We start from the raw sequence: 16,799 nt of genomic DNA, 5'->3' as shown, positions 1-16,799 counted from the left end.
GTATGCTGTTGACCCCCATCTCCCGAGAGCCCTTTCCCATGAGCACCACCGTCTTTTTTGCCGTTCTGCTGGCAGCCCTGCTTCACGCCAGCTGGAATGCGCTGGTCAAAATTGGCGAAGAGCGGCTGGTGGGGGTATCACTGGTGGCGATCTTCTCAGGGCTTATCGCCGCCGTGGCGCTGCTGCCCATGGGGCTTCCCTCTGCTGCCGAGCTGCCCTGGCTCGGCCTCTCAGTCCTGCTCCATATCGGTTACTGCCTGTTTCTCAGCCATGCCTACAATCAGGGCGATTTTGGCCAGATCTATCCGCTGGCCCGTGGCAGTGCCCCGCTGCTCGCCATGGCGTTAAGTGCCATATTGCTGGGGGACTACCCCGGTTACGGCGGCATCGTCGGCGCCTGCGTGCTGATCATGGGGGTCTTACTGATGGCCTGGCGAGGCGGGCAGCAGCGCCTTGCCAGCAAAGCGGTTCGGGCGGCACTGATCACGGCAATGTTCACGGCGACCTATACCCTCTCGGATGGGGCCGGCGCCCGCGCAGGGGGTGAACCGGTACGCTACACCCTCTGGCTCTTTGCCTGTACCGGGCTGGCGATGCTGCTGGTGCTGATCGTCCACCAGAAACGCAACGCATGGCGCCAGATCCGTCGCCATGCGATGGCGGGAATAGCAGGAGGTGCCATGTCACTGCTCGCCTACGGAATTGTTATCTGGGCCATGACCCAAGCCCCCATTGGCGTGGTCGCGGCTCTGCGCGAAAGCAGTGTGCTGTTTGCCATGCTGCTCTCGGTCTGGCTGCTGAAAGAGCCGCTCGGGCGCATGCGGCTGACGGCGGCGGCCATTATCACTGGCGGCGTGCTGCTGACCCGGCTGGGAGGATAAGCGCTGTCGTCATTGGTGCGTATTTATCAGGCAGGATGGCGTAATTCACCCCGCCAAATATGCCGAATACGAATAATGGAAATAAGTGTCGGCCCGGGCGTAAATGTTTACATCCGCAACGTATCAATTAACTGGCAGGTCTGTTTATTTCAACCACAGCTTCATTCGGGAAACTTACCTGCCCAGCAGCATTAATGATAAAATCGTTCACAGTTAATTTTCGGCAACGCTGACCAATATCGCGCATGGCACAGACCATGCCGCTCCGCCCATACATTCATTGACCGCCTGACGGGTAAGCCAGCCCGGTCAGAGATGACCCGATCGCGCCCGCCACAGCAGGATGGCATGGCGCTACCGCGTTATTAATGGGTCCGGTTTCGTCTGTTTAATTTTTGATTATTTTAAATCCAGCACCATCAGGGAGTTTTTAATATGTCGGCAAAAAAGCTGAAGTTGGGCGCTTTTATATTGATGATATTAACATCGGTATTTGGCGTCACTAATATCGGGATCGGTTTTTACCGAATGGGATATGCCGCCATTCCGATGTTCGTGATCGGCGGTCTGTTTTTCTTCATCCCGTTCATTTTGATGATGATCGAATTCGGCACCGGTTTTCGCAAAGAGGCGGGCGGTATCTTTACCTGGATGCGCCACTCGGTCTCGACCCGATTCGCCTTTATCGGTCTGACCATGTGGTTCGCCTCCTACGTCATCTGGATGTTTGGCAAGGCGCTCTCTATGTGGGTGCCCCTCTCCTTCATGCTGTTTGGCCGCGACATCACCGTCATCCCGGTCACCCTGGGCACTGGGGTCGACTTCGGCCCCTTTATTCTGGGAGTGGTCGCCATCGCGCTGGTTGCCACCGTCACCAAGCTCATCACCCTGGGGAGCGCCCGCTTCGCCAAAGTGGCGGCCATCGGCGGTCTCTCCGTGGTGGCACTCAACGTGTTGCTGCTGGTCGGTGGCGTCTTCACCTTCGCGGTGAGCGGCATGACTCTGCAGGAGCCCTTCACCCAGGCATCGCTGACGGAGTCTCCCAATGCCGCATTCAACGACATCATCCCCTTCCTCGGCTTCATGGTATTCGCCATCTTCGCCTACGGCGGGGTCGAGGCGATGGCCGGGGTGGCTGACGAGCTGGAAGATCCCGAGCGTGACCTCAAGCGCGGCATCTTCCTCTCCGGCGCCTTCATCGTGCTCTGCTACATCATCGGCTTTCTGGCGGTCGGCGCCATCATGCGCTGGAGCGACTTCCCGGCCGAGGGGATCACCTCTCTCTCCGCCCTCTTCATCATCATGCTGGAGCTGGGGCGCCATCTTGGTGGCGAGTGGCTGGGACAGGTATTCATGCGCTTTGCTGGCCTTGGCATGTTCCTGAGCTATCTGGGTGCCTTTATCGCCCTCTCCTACGCGCCGCTGCGCCAGTTCATCACCGGCACCCCGAGTTACTTCTGGCCGGAGCGTTTCCAGCGCGAGAACGAGAATGGCGTGCGGATTGAAGCCCTCAAGGTGCAAGCCTGGGTGGTCTGTCTGTTCATTGCCGCCAAGTCCATCTTTACCCTGATCAACCCGGAAGGGGCCGCCGCCCTCTATGAGCTGATCATCACCATGACCAACGTCGGCATGACCCTGCCCTACATGTTCCTCATCTACGCCTGGTATCGCTATCGCAACAACCCGGCGCTGGGCAAGGACCTGATCTTCTTCAAGAGCACCGGCTCGGTACTGCTGGCCACCATCATCAGCCTGATCCTGGTCGCCTTCGGCAACGTCTTTACCGTGGTCGCCCCCTTTATCTCCGGCGATATCTCCACCGGCGTCTGGACCATCATTGGCCCGCTGCTGTTCGTGGTGATCGCCATGCGCTTCAAGATCAAGCAGGAAGATATCCACTAAACGGCAAGCAATGCTCCATGCCTATCGGGACCGTTCTGGTCCCGATTTTTTTAGCGCCGGCTTCCGCTCGCCATCACGGCCAGTCCATAGTTTCAATGTAAAAAAAAGACTCTATAGAGACCTCTTTTATGCTCTCCTCGCCGTCAGAGCGCGCTCAACGCCGTAAATTATCAATATCAAGGTGAGAATGATTGTGAAGCGCCAGTTCACGACATATAACTTAGCGAGATATCCCTGTATTTCGTCCGGTAGAGCTGATCATGATGATGCGTTCCCTCCTTCCCCTGTTGCTTGGCGCAGTAATGCTGCCGGCCACTATGGACAGTGCCCATGCCAACCCCTTTTCCGCCAGCAGCAAGAGCAGCAGCGGCTTTCTCGAGCGACGGGATGTGCCCAACCTCAGCTCGGCCGCTTTCGTGGTGGCCAACCACAGAACCGGCGAGGTGATCTCCGAGCGCAACGGCAATCGGGTAATGCCCATCGCCTCACTCACCAAGCTGATGACGGCGCTGGTAGTGCTGGATGCCAACCTGCGCCTGAATGAAATGCTCACGGTGACCAATGCCGACATCGACCGCATCAAGGGAACCGGCTCGCGCCTGGCCATCGGTTCCAGGCTCAGCCGCGCCGAAATGCTCCATATCGCCCTGATGTCCTCTGAAAACCGCGCCGCCTCGGCGCTGGCCCGCCACTATCCCGGCGGCCAGCGTGCCTTCGTCGAGGCGATGAACGCCAAAGCCCGCATGCTGGGGATGTGGAATACCCGCTACGCCGACAGCACAGGGCTCAACCCGCGCAATGTCTCCACCGCGCAGGATCTCGCCAAACTCGCCGCCGCAGCGGCCTCCTATCCGCTGATCCGCCAGTACTCCACCGACGAGCAGAGTTATGTGCGCACCAACAAGCGTCAGCTGCACTACCTCAACTCCAACCGGCTGATCCGCGAAGGGCAATGGGAGTTCACCCTCTCCAAGACCGGCTATATCCGCGAAGCGGGCCGCTGTCTGGTGCTGGGCACCAAGGTCAATCGCGAGCCGGTGATCATGGTGCTGCTCAATGCCGAGACCACCAACGATCGGGTCGCCGACGCCAAGCGGATCAAAACCTGGCTGGAGAGCTCGGGCAGAACCACCCTGGCCGCCAACCAGAGCAACATGCTGACTCACCAGTAAGCTCGAGATCCCCAACCAAGCGAGGCGCCCGCCTCGCTTTTTTTATCTGCATGAGCGCGCCCAAAAAACGGGAGCCCGCTCCCGTTACAGGTAACACCTTCCACCATCCCGTTACAAAATGTAACTACTCAACAGCGTGATTAACACTAATAGAATCAATTGGTTGTAACCTAGCAGCGAGAATTTTAGCGTGCCATCACAACCCCTGTAACGACGAGCCACCATGCGTATTTCCAGTATCGAGTGCGGGCGGGTACTGGCCATTCTGGCCGTGATGACTATTCACGTCTCCCCCTTCGCCAATCCGTTCAATCCCGCCCTGTGGGGAAGAGGATCCTGGCTCTGGCTGAGCGGCACCATCAACCAGTTATGCCGCTTTGCCGTGCCGCTGTTTTTCCTCTGTGCCGGTTACTTTCTGCAACCGAGACTGAGTCGCGAGGCGCCGCTGACCGTGGCCTGGCGCTACTGCCACCCCTTGCTGATACTCTGGCTGGTGTGGAGTCTGGTCTACCTGCTGGTGCCGTTCAATCCGCTGGATGCCGTGCAGCAAGGCTATCTGGCCTCCCTGCGCGGGCAGTGGCAATTCCAGCTCGGCGACCCCCTCAATGGCTGGCTGGTGGGCGGCATGATCCACCTCTGGTTCCTGCCAGCCCTGATCATTGCGGTGACCCTGCTGGCACTCTGCTACCGGCTTGGCAGACCAGCGCTCGCCCTCTGGCTGGGTCTTGGCCTCTACCTGCTGGCGCTGCTGGGGGGCTCCTATGCCAAGCCGCTGCTGGGCGCCGAGTGGCCACTGCTCACCCGTAACGGCCCCTTCTTCTCCCTGCTGTTTGTGGCGCTCGGGGCCCTGCTGCGCCAGCGTCAGTGGCAGCCCGATGCCCGCACCGGCTGGCAACTGCTGCTGGCTGGGGTGACGCTCTATGGCTGTGAAGCCTGGGCGCTGCAGCACTTTGCCGCAGTGCCGCTCACCCGCCACGACTTCCTGCTCGGCTCCCTTCCCTGGGCTATCGGCCTGTTTGGCCTGCTGCTGGCCAACCCCGAGTGGGGCAAGGGCAGCTGGCTTGAGCGCCAGGCCCCCAAAGTGCTCGGGATCTACTGCCTGCACATGATGCTGGTAGTCTGGCTCTTCGTGTTTGGCCCGCAGGGCGCATCCATCCTGTGGGAGATCGCCAAGGTGCCGCTGCTGCTGGGATCGTCTCTGCTGGCCTATCGCCTGCTGGCGGCCCAGCCCCTCACCCGCCGACTGCTGCGCACCCACTGAGTCCGATATCCGGCCCGTCCTATCGGGCCGGATGCCTCTTCACGTTTTGTCCCTTTCTCTTCCGCTACGCCCTTTTTCCCTCGCTTCGTTCGCGCGGTTTGCTGCAATGGCTCTGCTTTTCAGCCGAGCTCCCCCGACCGCACAACCCGCCTCCAATACCCCCCTCCATTTTCACCTTGCCAGACAAATGAAAATCAATATCATTGGCATCCCGCTTTGGTGGGTCAGGCTAATTATAATTAAATCAATATGTTCGAGCCGTCAGGTCGACATCCAAAGAGTCAATATTGAATATGCAGCACCCTCACTTTCGCAGAACGCTGGTCTCGCTGGCACTGCTGGGCACCGGCTTCACTGCCCAGGCCACCGATGAAACCATGACTGTGGTTGGCAAACGCTCCCAGCATCAGGAAGTTGCCACCGCTACTCGGACCAATACGCCAGCCAAGCTGGTGCCCCAGACCATCGACAGCGTCAAGGTCAGCGAGCTGACCGCCTTCGGCCAACCGACGCTGAGTGAAGCCCTGAGCGGCATTCCCGGGGTCAACGCCAGCGGTGATACCCGCTTCGACGGGGTCAATATCCGTGGCTTCAGCGCCAGCAACGACTTCTATCTCGACGGATTCCGCGACGACATGCAGTACACCCGGGATCTCGGCAACATCGAGCGGGTGGAAGTGCTCAAGGGCCCGGCTGCCGTGCTCTACGGCCGCGGTAGCACGGGGGGCATCGTCAACCGGGTCAGCAAAAAGCCGCAAAAAGGGCAGGAGTCCAGCGTCACCGCCCGGGTCGGCAGCTTTGACAGTCAGCGACTGGCCGCCGACCTCAATGGCGAGGCGAGTGAGCAGGTGCAACTGCGCCTCAACATGGCGCAAGAGGACAAAGATAGCTTCCGCAACGGCGTGAAGAGCAAGCGCACCCTGCTGGCCCCCTCCGCCAACTGGGAGATCAGCGACAACCTAAACTGGCTGGTACAGTACGAGCGCAACGAACATGACCGCACCCCGGATCGCGGCATTCCCGGGGTCAATGGCCGTCCGGCCGATGTGCCGCGAGAGTATGTCTACAGCGATACCAGCCGTGACTTCATCGATGACGTGGCACAATCCACCCGTTCACGCCTCTCCTGGGATATCAACGATCAGTGGCAGTTGCGCCAGCAGCTCGGTTACTCCACCCTCGACAGCCAGTTTGACAACACCTATGTCACCAGCGTCAAAGGGGATCAGGTGACCCGCTCCCGCTGGCAGCAGGATCTGAAAGCGAAGAACCTGATCAGCAACACCGAGGCCGAAGGTCTGTTCCAGACCGGCCCGGTGGAACATCGCCTGCTGGTTGGCTTCGAGCAGAACTGGCAGGAGCGCACACCCAAGCTCTACCAGAACGCCAACGCCATCCCGTCTGGCAATCTCTACGACCCGGGCTCACTGCCTACCTACAATGGCGCCATGAAGCTCTCCAGCGACGCCAAACACAAGGTGCGCGGCAATGGCCTCTATCTGCAGGATCAGCTCAGCCTGGGTGACTGGCATCTGGTGGGCGGGCTGCGCCGTGACGACTTCACCGTCACCAGTCGCCGCTACGACCTCAACAAGGAGGAGAGCGTCTCGGTCAACAGCCTGAGCCCGCGCCTTGGTCTGGTGTGGAATCCCCTCGAGGATCACGCCTTCTACACTTCCTACAGCAAGACCTTCACTCCGGTGGGCGGCGAGCTGATCGGCATCACCCCGGGTGACAAGAACAACGGGCTGGAACCCCAGCACACCCGCCTCTACGAAGGTGGCGTGAAGAGTGACTGGCTGAACGGCAAGCTGGCGACCACTCTCTCCCTCTATCGACTGGAGATGTACAACAAGCGCACCAAGGATCCGCTGGATCCCACCAAGGTGATCCTCACCGGCCTGCAGCGTACCGAGGGGATCGAGCTGAGCGCCCGCGCCGAGCTGACCGACGAGCTCTACCTGCGTGGCGGCTTCGCCATCCAGGATGCGGAGCAGGTCAAGGCGGATGCGGACCTGCAGGGCAAGCGCCCGATGAACGTCTCCCGCCAGAATGGCCAGATCTACCTCGGCTACAAGAGTGGCGAGCAGGGCTGGTTCGGTGAAACCGGCGTAACGGCGGTGGGCGATCGCTTCGCCGACAACGCCAACACCACCACACTGCCCGGTTACGCCCGCTTCGATGCGCGCGCCGGTTATCGCTGGCAGCAGTGGGAAGCCGAGCTGAGCGCCGAAAACCTGACCGATCACGAGTACTTTGTCAGCGCCACCAGTGCCACCCAGATCATGCCGGGTACACCCCGTCAGCTGAGTCTGACCGGTACCTACCGCTTCTGATCTCAGTGACAACCACCCCGACTGGCCAGCCCCTGCTGGCCAGTTTTTTTATGAAGCAACCACGATGAAACGCAGAAGAGTTCCCCTTCACAACAACAAATGGGTACGCCGCCTCCATGCCTGGGCCGGTTTTTTTACCCTCGCCCTGATGCTGATGTACGGCATCACCGGTCTCTGGCTGCAACACCGTGCCGTGTTGCCCATCCCCGGCCCCCACACCGATAAATCGAGTGAAGAGATAGTGCTGGAGGCACCGCTCGCCAGCCCGGATCAGCTGAAAAGCCTGTTGCAACAGCGCTATCCCGAAACCTTTGCCGATGGGCGAACCATGATCACCCCGGCCCAGACCCTGCCCACCCCGAACGGCCCGCTCACCCTGCCCGCCAAGTGGGAGATGCGCGGTGTCACCCTCAGCCAGAGCGTGGCCGCCAGCTATGTTGAGGGTACCCTGCTGGTACGTACCGACCTGCAGCAAGCCAACTTTGCCGCCAGCCTCAACCGGCTACACCGCGGCATGGGCACCGGCCTCGGCTGGCAGCTGTTTGGCGATATCGCCGCCCTGGCCCTGCTACTGCTGGCCCTCACCAGCCTGTTTATGTGGACCAAGCTGCACGGCACACCCAGAGCCATCATCGCGCTGACACTCGCTGGCAGCCTCGGCACCCTGCTGTTTGCCCTGCTGGGGTAACGCTGCAACCATGTTCTGATGCAGCAAGGTTTGGAAGAAAACCACAATAGAAACAGGCCGCTGGCGGTGATGCCGTCAGCGGCCACATCAAGAAAAGGAGATAACGGAGAGCGAGAAATGAGAAGGGATACCAAGAGGTAACGGGAAATAGTGCCAGCTCAACAGTAACGCCCCAAAAGCGCAGGAACGCCAAAAAACAAAAGGCCATCATTGCTGATGGCCTTTTGTCATGAATTTGATGGTGCCCGGGGTCGGACTCGAACCGACACGGTTATTCACCGGCGGATTTTGAATCCGCTGCGTCTACCGATTTCGCCACCCGGGCAACTGCGAGGAATTATACGAATGGCGCGATGCCATGCAAGGTGTTTTTCGATTGAACACTCCCGTTTGTTCATTTATTCAACGCCTTGCCGATGCGGGGCCAGTTACATAGAATGCCGCCATCATCTTAATGGAATAAAAACGATGGCCAAGCCTAAAAAAGTCCAACAAAAATCCCCCTCTCCCGCCACTCAGCCATACCCGTCAGCGGGTCTGCTGCGTCGCCTCGGCGCCCTCATCTATGATGCGCTGGTGGTGACTTCGCTGCTGATCATCGCTGGCTTTATCGGCATGGGTGTCGCCAAGCTGTTGCTGGTCACCGGCATGGCCAGCGTACCGGCGGGTGAAGATACCGTCTGGTTGCTGACCCGCCACCACCTGAGCCTGATCTACACCCTGTGGCTCGCCTTCGTCATCTGTGGTTTCTACACCTGGTTCTGGACCCGCGCTGGCCAGACCGTCGGCATGCGCGCCTGGCGGCTGCGCATTCAGAACGAGGATGGCAGCCATATCCGCATCACCCAGGCGCTGATCCGTCTCGCTACCGCCGCCTTTGGCCTGGGCAACCTGATGTGCCTGTTCAACCGCCAGCGCCCACGGGCGTTTCAGGATATCTGGGCCGAGTGCGAAGTGATCGTGCTGAGCAAAGAGGCAAATCTGGAATTGTTGAACAAGTAATCCCGGATCAATGCAGCAACGAAAGAGGGCACCAACAGGTGCCCTCTTTGCATTTCCTCATAATCCCGTGCGGATTACTGCTTGCGGCTGAGGATGTAGAAGGAGATGCCGCCAAACAGCAAGCTGGGCGCGATAGCCGCCAGAATGGGCGGTACCGCATAGACCAGACTGATGGGGCCAAACACCCGATCGCTCACATAGACGGCGAAGCCGGTCATGATCCCCATCAGCATCCGCGCCCCCATGCTCACCGAGCGTAGCGGGCCGAAGATGAAGGAGGAGGCCAGCAGGATCATCGCCACCACCGAGAGCGGTGACAGTAATTTGCGCCACATCTCCAACTTGTATCGACCGGCATCCTGCTTGTTGGCATCGAGATAGCCGATGTAGTCGAGCAGACCGGAGACCGAGAGGTTCTCGGGGTCGATACTCACCACCCCCAGCTGCTTGGGCGTCAGCTCCGAACTCCACTCCATCTTGTCATGCTGTTCGCTGCGGATCTGCGCCGGGTCGTCGAAGCGGGTAACCTGGGTCTGCTTGAGCAGCCAGTGGTGGCGCTCGAACACACCCTCCTGCGCCTGCACCACGTCGATCAGCTTGCGCTCGGGGGTGAAGCGATAGAGGGTGATGCCGGTGAGGGCGCCATCGTTACGCACCCCGTTGATATTGACGAAGTTGTTGCCATCGCGAGCCCACACCCCGTAGGCGGAAACCGTCAGACGACCTTCGGACAGCGCGCCCGCTTTGATGTCATCGGCCATCCGCTTGGCGATGGGGGCCACATATTCCCCCATCAGCCCCACCATGATCATCAGCGGGATCGCCGTCTTGAGCGCCGCCATCACGATACTGATCTTGGAACGACCCGCCGCCTGCATCACCACCAGCTCGGAGCTGGTCGCCAGCTGACCCAGACCAATCAGGCCACCCAGCAGCGCGGCCAGCGGGAAGAAGAGCACCGCCTCCTTGGGCATGGAGAGCAGCACATAGTAGAGGGCGTTGATCATGTCGTAGTTGCCATCACCGACTGACTTGAGCTGCTCTACATACTTGATGAGCGCCGCCAGACCAACCAGCGTGATTTCACACAGCAGGATCGACATAAAGATGACCCGACCGATATACCTATCGAGAATGCCAAACATCAGTAGAAGTTCCTATGTTGCAGCATCATGCTGATTTTCTGTTGAAATAGCGCCCTTTCACCCCGTTCCACCAGCTGGTGCCCTGCAGATTGAGGGGCAGGCCGATAAACAGCAGGTAACCGAGCGGCACCAGGAACATCCCCGGCCAGTAGGGCAGCCGACCGCTGTCAATGGCCGAACGGGCGGCGCTGAGCAGCAGGAAGTAGGAGAGATAGAGCATGATGGCCGGCAACAGCTTGGCGTAGCGTCCCTGACGGGGGTTGACCCGCGCCAGCGGTACCACCAGCAGGGTCAGCACCGGAATGGAGAGGGGCAGCGAGATACGCCACTGCAATTCCGCCATCATGGCGTTGTCCTGGGTACCGAACAGTTCCATGGTCGGCTTGGCCGCCGCCTTGCGGTTGGAACGCTCCATCTCTTGCTGGCGGATCACCAGACCATATTCGCGAAAATCGGAGATCTGGAACTGCTTGCCGGAGAAGTTCCCCTCGTAGCGGGAGCCATCCATCAGGGTCAGCCACTGCAGACCGTTCTCATCGACCGTCACCACCCCTTCGGTCGCCACCACCACCGAGGGAGGATTGTTCCCCTCCGCCCGCTGCAACACGAAGATCTTTTGCAGTTTTGAGCCGTTGTCGTTCAAATCCTGGATATAGGCAACCAGACGCCCCTTGTCGAGCTCCATAAAGCGGCCCGCCTGCAGGAAGGAGATACCCGGATCCGCCTTGAACTCGTCGATCACCTGATACTCGCGCTCCTTGGCCTGCGGGGCGATCCAGCCGGTGTTGAACGCCGCGACCACCGCCGTCAGCAAGGCCAGCAACATGGCGCTGCGCATCACGAAACGGTGGCTGAAGCCGACCGCATGCATCACCGTCATCTCGCTTTCGGCGTAGAGGCGACCATGGGCAAACAAAATGGCTAAAAAGAGACTGATAGGCAGCATCAACAGCGCCATATTGGGCAAGTTGAGCAGCAGCAGGGTGGAGACCAGACGTGTCGGCACCTCGCCATCGGCGGCGTCACCGATGATCTTGATAAATTGTTGGCTGACAAAGATAAGCAGCAATACGAATAACACTGCCAGCTGGGTTTTCAGGGTTTCCCTGAACAAATATGGAAAACGATCACAGTCATTCCCAAGTAAACTTGTGTTTTTAGTCGAATGCCTGAAAAATAGGGCCGTATATTGGATTTTTACCAGTTTGAACTGCGGAGCCTGTGGCTGTTCGCTCCGCCTCTGATACCCCAACAAGCACCGCATTATTCAATAAAAGGTGCCTTTTGTCTTTAGGATGTAGGAGATTCCATGGAGTTCAGTGTAAAGAGTGGCAGTCCAGAGAAGCAACGGAGCGCCTGCGTCGTAGTCGGCGTATTTGAGCCTCGTCGCCTCTCTCCGGTTGCCGAACAACTGGACAAGATCAGCGATGGCTATATCAGTTCGCTGCTGCGCCGTGGCGACCTGGAAGGGAAACCAGGCCAGATGCTGCTGCTGCATCAAGTACCGGGCGTGCTCAGCGAGCGCGTACTGCTGGTCGGATGCGGCAAGGAGCGGGAACTCGACGAACGCCAGTACAAGCAGATCATCAACAAGACCATCACCACCCTGAACGAAACCGGCTCCATGGAAGCGGTCTGCTTCCTCACCGAGCTGCACGTCAAGGGTCGGGATACCTATTGGAAGGTGCGCCAGGCGGTGGAAACCACCAAGGCGGGCCTCTACAGCTTTGATCAGTTCAAGACCAACAAGGCCGAGCCACGTCGCCCGCTGCGCAAGCTGGTATTCAACGTGCCGACGCGTCGGGAACTGACCATTGGTGAAAAAGCCATCGCTCACGGTCTAGCCGTGGCCAAGGGTGTGCGGGTCTGCCGCGACGTGGCGAACATGCCGCCCAACGTCTGCAACCCGGCCTATCTGGCCTCCCAGGCCCGTCGTCTGGCCGATGCCTACGACAACATCACCACCAAGGTGGTGGGCGAGCAGGAGATGGCCGAGCTCGGCATGAACTCCTACCTGGCGGTGGCCCGCGGCTCCGATAACGAAGCCATGATGGCCATCATCGAATACAAGGGTCATCCGGATGCCAAGCCCATCGTGCTGGTCGGCAAGGGTCTGACCTTTGACTCCGGCGGCATCTCCATCAAGCCGGCCGACGGCATGGACGAGATGAAGTACGACATGGGTGGCGCCGCCTCCGTGCTCGGTACCATGCATGCGCTGGCCCAGCTGCAACTGCCGATCAACGTCATCGGCGTGCTGGCAGGCTGCGAAAACATGCCGGGTGGCAACGCCTATCGCCCGGGTGACATCCTCACCTCCATGTCCGGCCAAACCATCGAAGTGCTCAACACCGATGCGGAAGGTCGTCTGGTACTGTGTGATGCGCTGACCTATGTGGACCGCTTCGATCCGGAAACCGTGATCGACGTGGCGACCCTGACCGGTGCCTGCGTCATCGCGCTGGGCCACCACACCTCGGGTCTGCTGGCCAACCACAACCCGCTGGCCCACGAGCTGCTCAACGCCTCCGAGCAGGCGGGTGATCGCGCCTGGCGTCTGCCGCTGTTCGACGAGTATCAGGAGCAGATCGACAGCCCGTTCGCCGACATGGCCAACATCGGCGGTCGTCCTGCCGGTACCATCACCGCGGCCGCCTTCCTGTCACGCTTCACCAAGAAGTACAACTGGGCCCACCTGGATATCGCAGGGACCGCCTGGAAGAGTGGCAAGGATAAAGGCTCCACCGGTCGTCCGGTGCCCCTGCTGACCCAGTTCCTGCTGAACCGGGCTGGCGTGGATATCGAAGAGAAAGAGTAACTCTCCGGCCCCTGCCGATGGCTGCATCGGAAGGGTTGGCGTTACCCTGAACCACAAGGAAGAGGCCCGCCTCTTCCTTGTTTCATTCTTGAATCAGTGAGCTGCGGACGGGAAACGCCCCGTCAGCCTCATGAGGCGGTCAACAGTCCGTCACCGCAAAACGGGATCAACCTGATGAGCCAAGTGACCTTTTACCTGATGAGCGAACAGGATGACGCGCAGGCCTCTGCGGTCGAGCGACTGGCCTGCACTCTTGCGGCCGAGTCGTGGGGCGCGGGCCATATCTACCTGTTCTGCGACGATGAGGCCCAGGCCCTGCGTCTGGACGAGCTGTTGTGGCAACTGCCGCCGGAGCGCTTTGTGCCGCACCAGCTGCAAGGCGAAAGCGGCATGGCCCCGGTGGAGATCGGCTATCAGCCACCGAAACGGCGCTACGCCCGCCTCATCAATCTGGCCACTGCGACACCTTTGTTTGCAGGACACTTCGCTCAAGTGGTAGATTTTGTCCCCACTGACGAAACACAAAAGCAGCAAGCCCGCGAGCGCTACAAGCACTATCGCCAGGCAGGCCATACCCTCGAAATGAGGGATCAGCCCGTCCTTGCCGCACCGGATCCGGCGCAGCCCTGACTGCAACCAATTGATCCATAAAGAATCAACACCAGACTCCATCCATCCAGATTACGGCGAGACCATGGAAAAGACTTTTAATCACAACGCCATCGAACAGGCGCTCTATCAGCACTGGGAAGCCCAGGGTTACTTCAAGCCCCACGGCGATACCAGCAAAGACTCCTTCTGCATCATGATCCCGCCGCCGAACGTCACCGGCAGCCTGCACATGGGTCACGCCTTCCAGCAAACCCTGATGGATACCCTGATCCGCTACAACCGCATGCAGGGCAAAAACACCCTGTGGCAGGCAGGTACCGATCACGCCGGTATCGCCACCCAGATGGTGGTTGAGCGCAAGATCGCCGCAGAAGAGGGCAAGACTCGCCACGATTACGGCCGTGATGCCTTCATCGACAAGATTTGGCAGTGGAAGGAAGAGTCCGGTGGCACCATCACCCGCCAGATGCGCCGTCTGGGCGACTCCGTAGATTGGGAGCGCGAGCGCTTCACCATGGATGAGGGTCTCTCCGCCGCCGTGCAGGAAGTGTTCGTTCGTCTTTACGAAGATGGCCTGATGTACCGCGGCAAGCGTCTGGTGAACTGGGATCCGAAACTCAACACCGCCATCTCCGATCTGGAAGTGGAGAACCGCGAGATCAAGGGTCACATGTGGCACCTGCGCTATCCGCTGGCCAACGGCGCCAAGACTGCCGAAGGCAAAGATTACCTGATCGTCGCCACCACCCGCCCGGAGACCATGCTGGGCGATACCGCCGTGGCAGTAAACCCGGAAGATCCGCGCTACAAGGCGCTGATCGGCCAGCACATCCTGCTGCCGCTGGTGAACCGTCTGATCCCCATCGTTGCCGACGAACACGCCGACATGGAGAAGGGCACCGGTTGCGTGAAGATCACCCCGGCACACGACTTCAACGATAACGAAGTGGGCAAGCGCCACAGCCTGCCGATGATCAACATCTTCACCCTGGACGCCCATGTGCGTGCCGAGGCCGAAGTGGTCGACACCAACGGCAACCCGAGCACCGCCTACGACGCGGCCCTGCCGGCCGAGTTCGCCGGTCTGGAGCGCTTCGCTGCCCGTAAAGCGATTCTGGCCAAGCTGGAAGAGCTGGGTCTGCTGGACGAGATCAAGGATCACGTGCTGCAACAGCCTTACGGCGATCGCGGTGGCGTGCCCATCGAGCCGATGCTGACCGACCAGTGGTACGTGCGCGTGGCACCGATGGCCAAGACCGCCATCGAAGCGGTAGAAGATGGCCGCATCCAGTTCGTGCCGAAGCAGTACGAAAACATGTACTTCTCCTGGATGCGCGACATTCAGGACTGGTGCGTCTCCCGTCAACTGTGGTGGGGTCACCGCATCCCGGCATGGTATGACGACGCCGGCAACGTCTACGTTGGCCGCAGCGAAGACGAAGTGCGCGCCAAGCACAGCATCCCGGCCGTAACCGTACTGCGTCAGGACGAAGACGTGCTCGACACCTGGTTCAGCTCCGCCCTGTGGACCTTCTCCACTCTGGGCTGGCCGAACAACACCGAGGCACTCAAGACCTTCCACCCGACCGACGTGCTGATGAGCGGCTTCGACATCATCTTCTTCTGGATTGCCCGGATGATCATGATGACCATGCACTTCATCAAGGACGAAAACGGCCAGCCGCAAGTCCCGTTCAAGACCGTCTACATCACCGGTCTTATCCGTGACGAAGAGGGCCAGAAGATGTCCAAGTCCAAGGGCAACGTGCTGGACCCGCTCGACATGATCGATGGTATCTCGCTGGAAGATCTGCTGGAGAAGCGCACCGGCAACATGATGCAGCCGCAGATGGCCGAGAAGATCGCCAAGCGTACCGCCAAGCAGTTCCCGGAAGGGATCGATGCCCACGGTACCGACGCCCTGCGCTTCACTCTGGCAGCGCTGGCCTCTACCGGTCGTGACATCAACTGGGACATGAAGCGCCTGGATGGCTACAACAACTTCTGCAACAAGCTGTGGAACGCCTCCCGCTATGTGCTGATGAACACCGAAGATCAGGATTGCGGTTTTGCCGGTGGCGAAATGCAGTTCAGTCTGGCGGACCGCTGGATCCAGTCCCAGCTGCAAGTGGCCATCCGTGACTTCCGTACCGCCCTCGATACCTACCGCTTCGACATCGCCGCTGGCGTGCTGTACGAATTTATCTGGAACCAGTTCTGTGACTGGTATCTGGAGCTGACCAAGCCGGTACTGACCAAGGGTTCCGAGGCCGAGCAGCGCGCTGCCCGCCACACCCTCGTCAGCGTCCTCGAGACCCTGCTGCGTCTGGCACACCCGATCATCCCGTTCATCACCGAGACCATCTGGAAATCGGTCGCTCCGCTGGCCGGTGTACACGCCGACACCATCATGATTCAGGCCTTCCCGGAGTTCGACGCTGCCAAGGTGGACGAAGCCGCGATGGCGGATCAGGAGTGGGTGAAGGAGTTCATCGTCAGTATCCGCAACATCCGTGCCGAGATGAACGTGGCGCCGAGCGTGCCCCTCAACGTGCTGCTCCAGTGCGATGCCAAGGATGCCCAGCGCGCCGCTGACAACGAGGCCTTCCTCAAGTCGCTGGCCCGTCTGGAGTCCATCCGCGTTCTGGCGGACGGTGAAACCGCCCCGCTGTCAGTGAAGAAGCTGATCGGCGCTACCGAGCTGATGATCCCGATGGCCGGTCTCATCGACAAGGATGCCGAGCTGGCCCGTCTGGCCAAAGAGGTTGCCCGTCTGGTGGGCGAGTGCGGCCGTATCGAAGGCAAGCTTGGCAACGAAGCCTTCGTCGCCAAGGCGCCGGAAGCGGTCATCGCCAAAGAGCGCGAGAAGCTGGAAGATTACCGTCTTCAGCTGACCAAGCTGGAAGCCCAGCAGGCCGAAATCGCCGCGCTGTAAGCACCGCCCCAACCGATACAACAAAGCCCCCTGCCAAGGGGGCTTTT

General features: G+C 59.9%; 11 protein-coding genes, 1 tRNA gene and 1 pseudogene. 10 read left to right on the top strand and 3 right to left on the bottom strand.

All coding sequences use genetic code 11. The features are described 5' to 3' along the window. The first annotated feature begins 2 nt into the window (after nt 1-2). From ACTG20_RS03365 to ACTG20_RS03340, 6 genes are all read left to right on the top strand, one after another. Complete coding sequence (locus ACTG20_RS03365; protein ID WP_196783485.1) at nt 3-881, top strand: EamA family transporter; 879 nt, start codon at nt 3-5, stop codon at nt 879-881. Between the two features lie 435 nt (nt 882-1,316). Beyond that, nucleotides 1,317-2,783: a glutamate/gamma-aminobutyrate family transporter YjeM gene (yjeM, locus tag ACTG20_RS03360; RefSeq protein WP_194495619.1), complete on the top strand. Its 1,467-nt coding sequence runs from the start codon at nt 1,317-1,319 to the stop codon at nt 2,781-2,783. 260 nt (nt 2,784-3,043) lie between these two features. Next, nucleotides 3,044-3,955: a D-alanyl-D-alanine endopeptidase gene (pbpG, locus tag ACTG20_RS03355; RefSeq protein WP_194495620.1), complete on the top strand. Its 912-nt coding sequence runs from the start codon at nt 3,044-3,046 to the stop codon at nt 3,953-3,955. A gap of 223 nt (nt 3,956-4,178) precedes the next feature. Beyond that, nucleotides 4,179-5,216, top strand: coding sequence for an acyltransferase (locus tag ACTG20_RS03350; RefSeq protein WP_194495621.1), 1,038 nt, complete (start codon nt 4,179-4,181; stop codon nt 5,214-5,216). 293 nt (nt 5,217-5,509) lie between these two features. After that, complete coding sequence (locus ACTG20_RS03345; RefSeq protein WP_194495622.1) at nt 5,510-7,552, top strand: TonB-dependent receptor; 2,043 nt, start codon at nt 5,510-5,512, stop codon at nt 7,550-7,552. A gap of 64 nt (nt 7,553-7,616) precedes the next feature. Continuing rightward, complete coding sequence (locus tag ACTG20_RS03340) at nt 7,617-8,240, top strand: PepSY-associated TM helix domain-containing protein (RefSeq protein ID WP_194495623.1); 624 nt, start codon at nt 7,617-7,619, stop codon at nt 8,238-8,240. A 239-nt stretch (nt 8,241-8,479) separates the two neighbouring features. Here the strand turns inward: ACTG20_RS03340 and ACTG20_RS03335 are convergent. Continuing rightward, nucleotides 8,480-8,565, bottom strand: a tRNA-Leu gene (locus ACTG20_RS03335). A 143-nt stretch (nt 8,566-8,708) separates the two neighbouring features. On the opposite strand from ACTG20_RS03335, the gene ACTG20_RS03330 reads away from it, so the two are divergent. Then, nucleotides 8,709-9,242 carry an RDD family protein gene (locus ACTG20_RS03330; RefSeq protein ID WP_162516237.1) on the top strand — a complete coding sequence of 178 codons (534 nt, stop codon included), beginning with the start codon at nt 8,709-8,711 and terminating at the stop codon, nt 9,240-9,242. Between the two features lie 74 nt (nt 9,243-9,316). On the opposite strand, the gene lptG is transcribed toward ACTG20_RS03330, so the two are convergent. Continuing rightward, nucleotides 9,317-10,387 carry an LPS export ABC transporter permease LptG gene (gene lptG / locus ACTG20_RS03325; protein WP_021231808.1) on the bottom strand — a complete coding sequence of 357 codons (1,071 nt, stop codon included), beginning with the start codon at nt 10,385-10,387 and terminating at the stop codon, nt 9,317-9,319. A gap of 25 nt (nt 10,388-10,412) precedes the next feature. Then, a pseudogene (gene lptF / locus ACTG20_RS03320) lies at nt 10,413-11,524 on the bottom strand (LPS export ABC transporter permease LptF). 172 nt (nt 11,525-11,696) lie between these two features. On the opposite strand from lptF, the gene pepA reads away from it, so the two are divergent. The 3 genes from pepA (at nt 11,697) to ACTG20_RS03305 (ending at nt 16,752) form a co-directional block, all read left to right on the top strand. Further along, nucleotides 11,697-13,205 (top strand): leucyl aminopeptidase, encoded by a 1,509-nt coding sequence (pepA, locus tag ACTG20_RS03315; RefSeq protein ID WP_005336423.1) that lies wholly within the window; start codon nt 11,697-11,699, stop codon nt 13,203-13,205. 174 nt (nt 13,206-13,379) lie between these two features. Further along, nucleotides 13,380-13,835 (top strand): DNA polymerase III subunit chi, encoded by a 456-nt coding sequence (locus ACTG20_RS03310; protein WP_005336425.1) that lies wholly within the window; start codon nt 13,380-13,382, stop codon nt 13,833-13,835. Between the two features lie 64 nt (nt 13,836-13,899). Then, nucleotides 13,900-16,752 (top strand): valine--tRNA ligase, encoded by a 2,853-nt coding sequence (locus ACTG20_RS03305; protein WP_194495669.1) that lies wholly within the window; start codon nt 13,900-13,902, stop codon nt 16,750-16,752. Nucleotides 16,753-16,799: the final 47 nt, after the last annotated feature.

The sequence above is a fragment of the Aeromonas sp. 84A genome (genome assembly GCF_051919345.1).
Taxonomy (GTDB): Bacteria; Pseudomonadota; Gammaproteobacteria; order Enterobacterales; family Aeromonadaceae; genus Aeromonas; species Aeromonas veronii.
The sequence above is the reverse complement of the archived record's forward strand: the minus strand, read 5'-3'. Positions and strand labels throughout refer to the sequence as shown.

Excerpts from the sequence above, each read along its gene's own strand:
- ACTG20_RS03365 (WP_196783485.1), top strand. The coding sequence starts at position 3 with ATGCTGTTGACCCCCATCTCCCGAGAGCCCTTTCCCATGAGCACCACC.
- yjeM (WP_194495619.1), top strand. The coding sequence starts at position 1,317 with ATGTCGGCAAAAAAGCTGAAGTTGGGCGCTTTTATATTGATGATATTA.
- pbpG (WP_194495620.1), top strand. The coding sequence starts at position 3,044 with ATGATGATGCGTTCCCTCCTTCCCCTGTTGCTTGGCGCAGTAATGCTG.
- ACTG20_RS03350 (WP_194495621.1), top strand. The coding sequence starts at position 4,179 with ATGCGTATTTCCAGTATCGAGTGCGGGCGGGTACTGGCCATTCTGGCC.
- ACTG20_RS03345 (WP_194495622.1), top strand. The coding sequence starts at position 5,510 with ATGCAGCACCCTCACTTTCGCAGAACGCTGGTCTCGCTGGCACTGCTG.
- ACTG20_RS03340 (WP_194495623.1), top strand. The coding sequence starts at position 7,617 with ATGAAACGCAGAAGAGTTCCCCTTCACAACAACAAATGGGTACGCCGC.
- ACTG20_RS03330 (WP_162516237.1), top strand. The coding sequence starts at position 8,709 with ATGGCCAAGCCTAAAAAAGTCCAACAAAAATCCCCCTCTCCCGCCACT.
- lptG (WP_021231808.1), bottom strand. The coding sequence starts at position 10,387 with ATGTTTGGCATTCTCGATAGGTATATCGGTCGGGTCATCTTTATGTCG.
- pepA (WP_005336423.1), top strand. The coding sequence starts at position 11,697 with ATGGAGTTCAGTGTAAAGAGTGGCAGTCCAGAGAAGCAACGGAGCGCC.
- ACTG20_RS03310 (WP_005336425.1), top strand. The coding sequence starts at position 13,380 with ATGAGCCAAGTGACCTTTTACCTGATGAGCGAACAGGATGACGCGCAG.
- ACTG20_RS03305 (WP_194495669.1), top strand. The coding sequence starts at position 13,900 with ATGGAAAAGACTTTTAATCACAACGCCATCGAACAGGCGCTCTATCAG.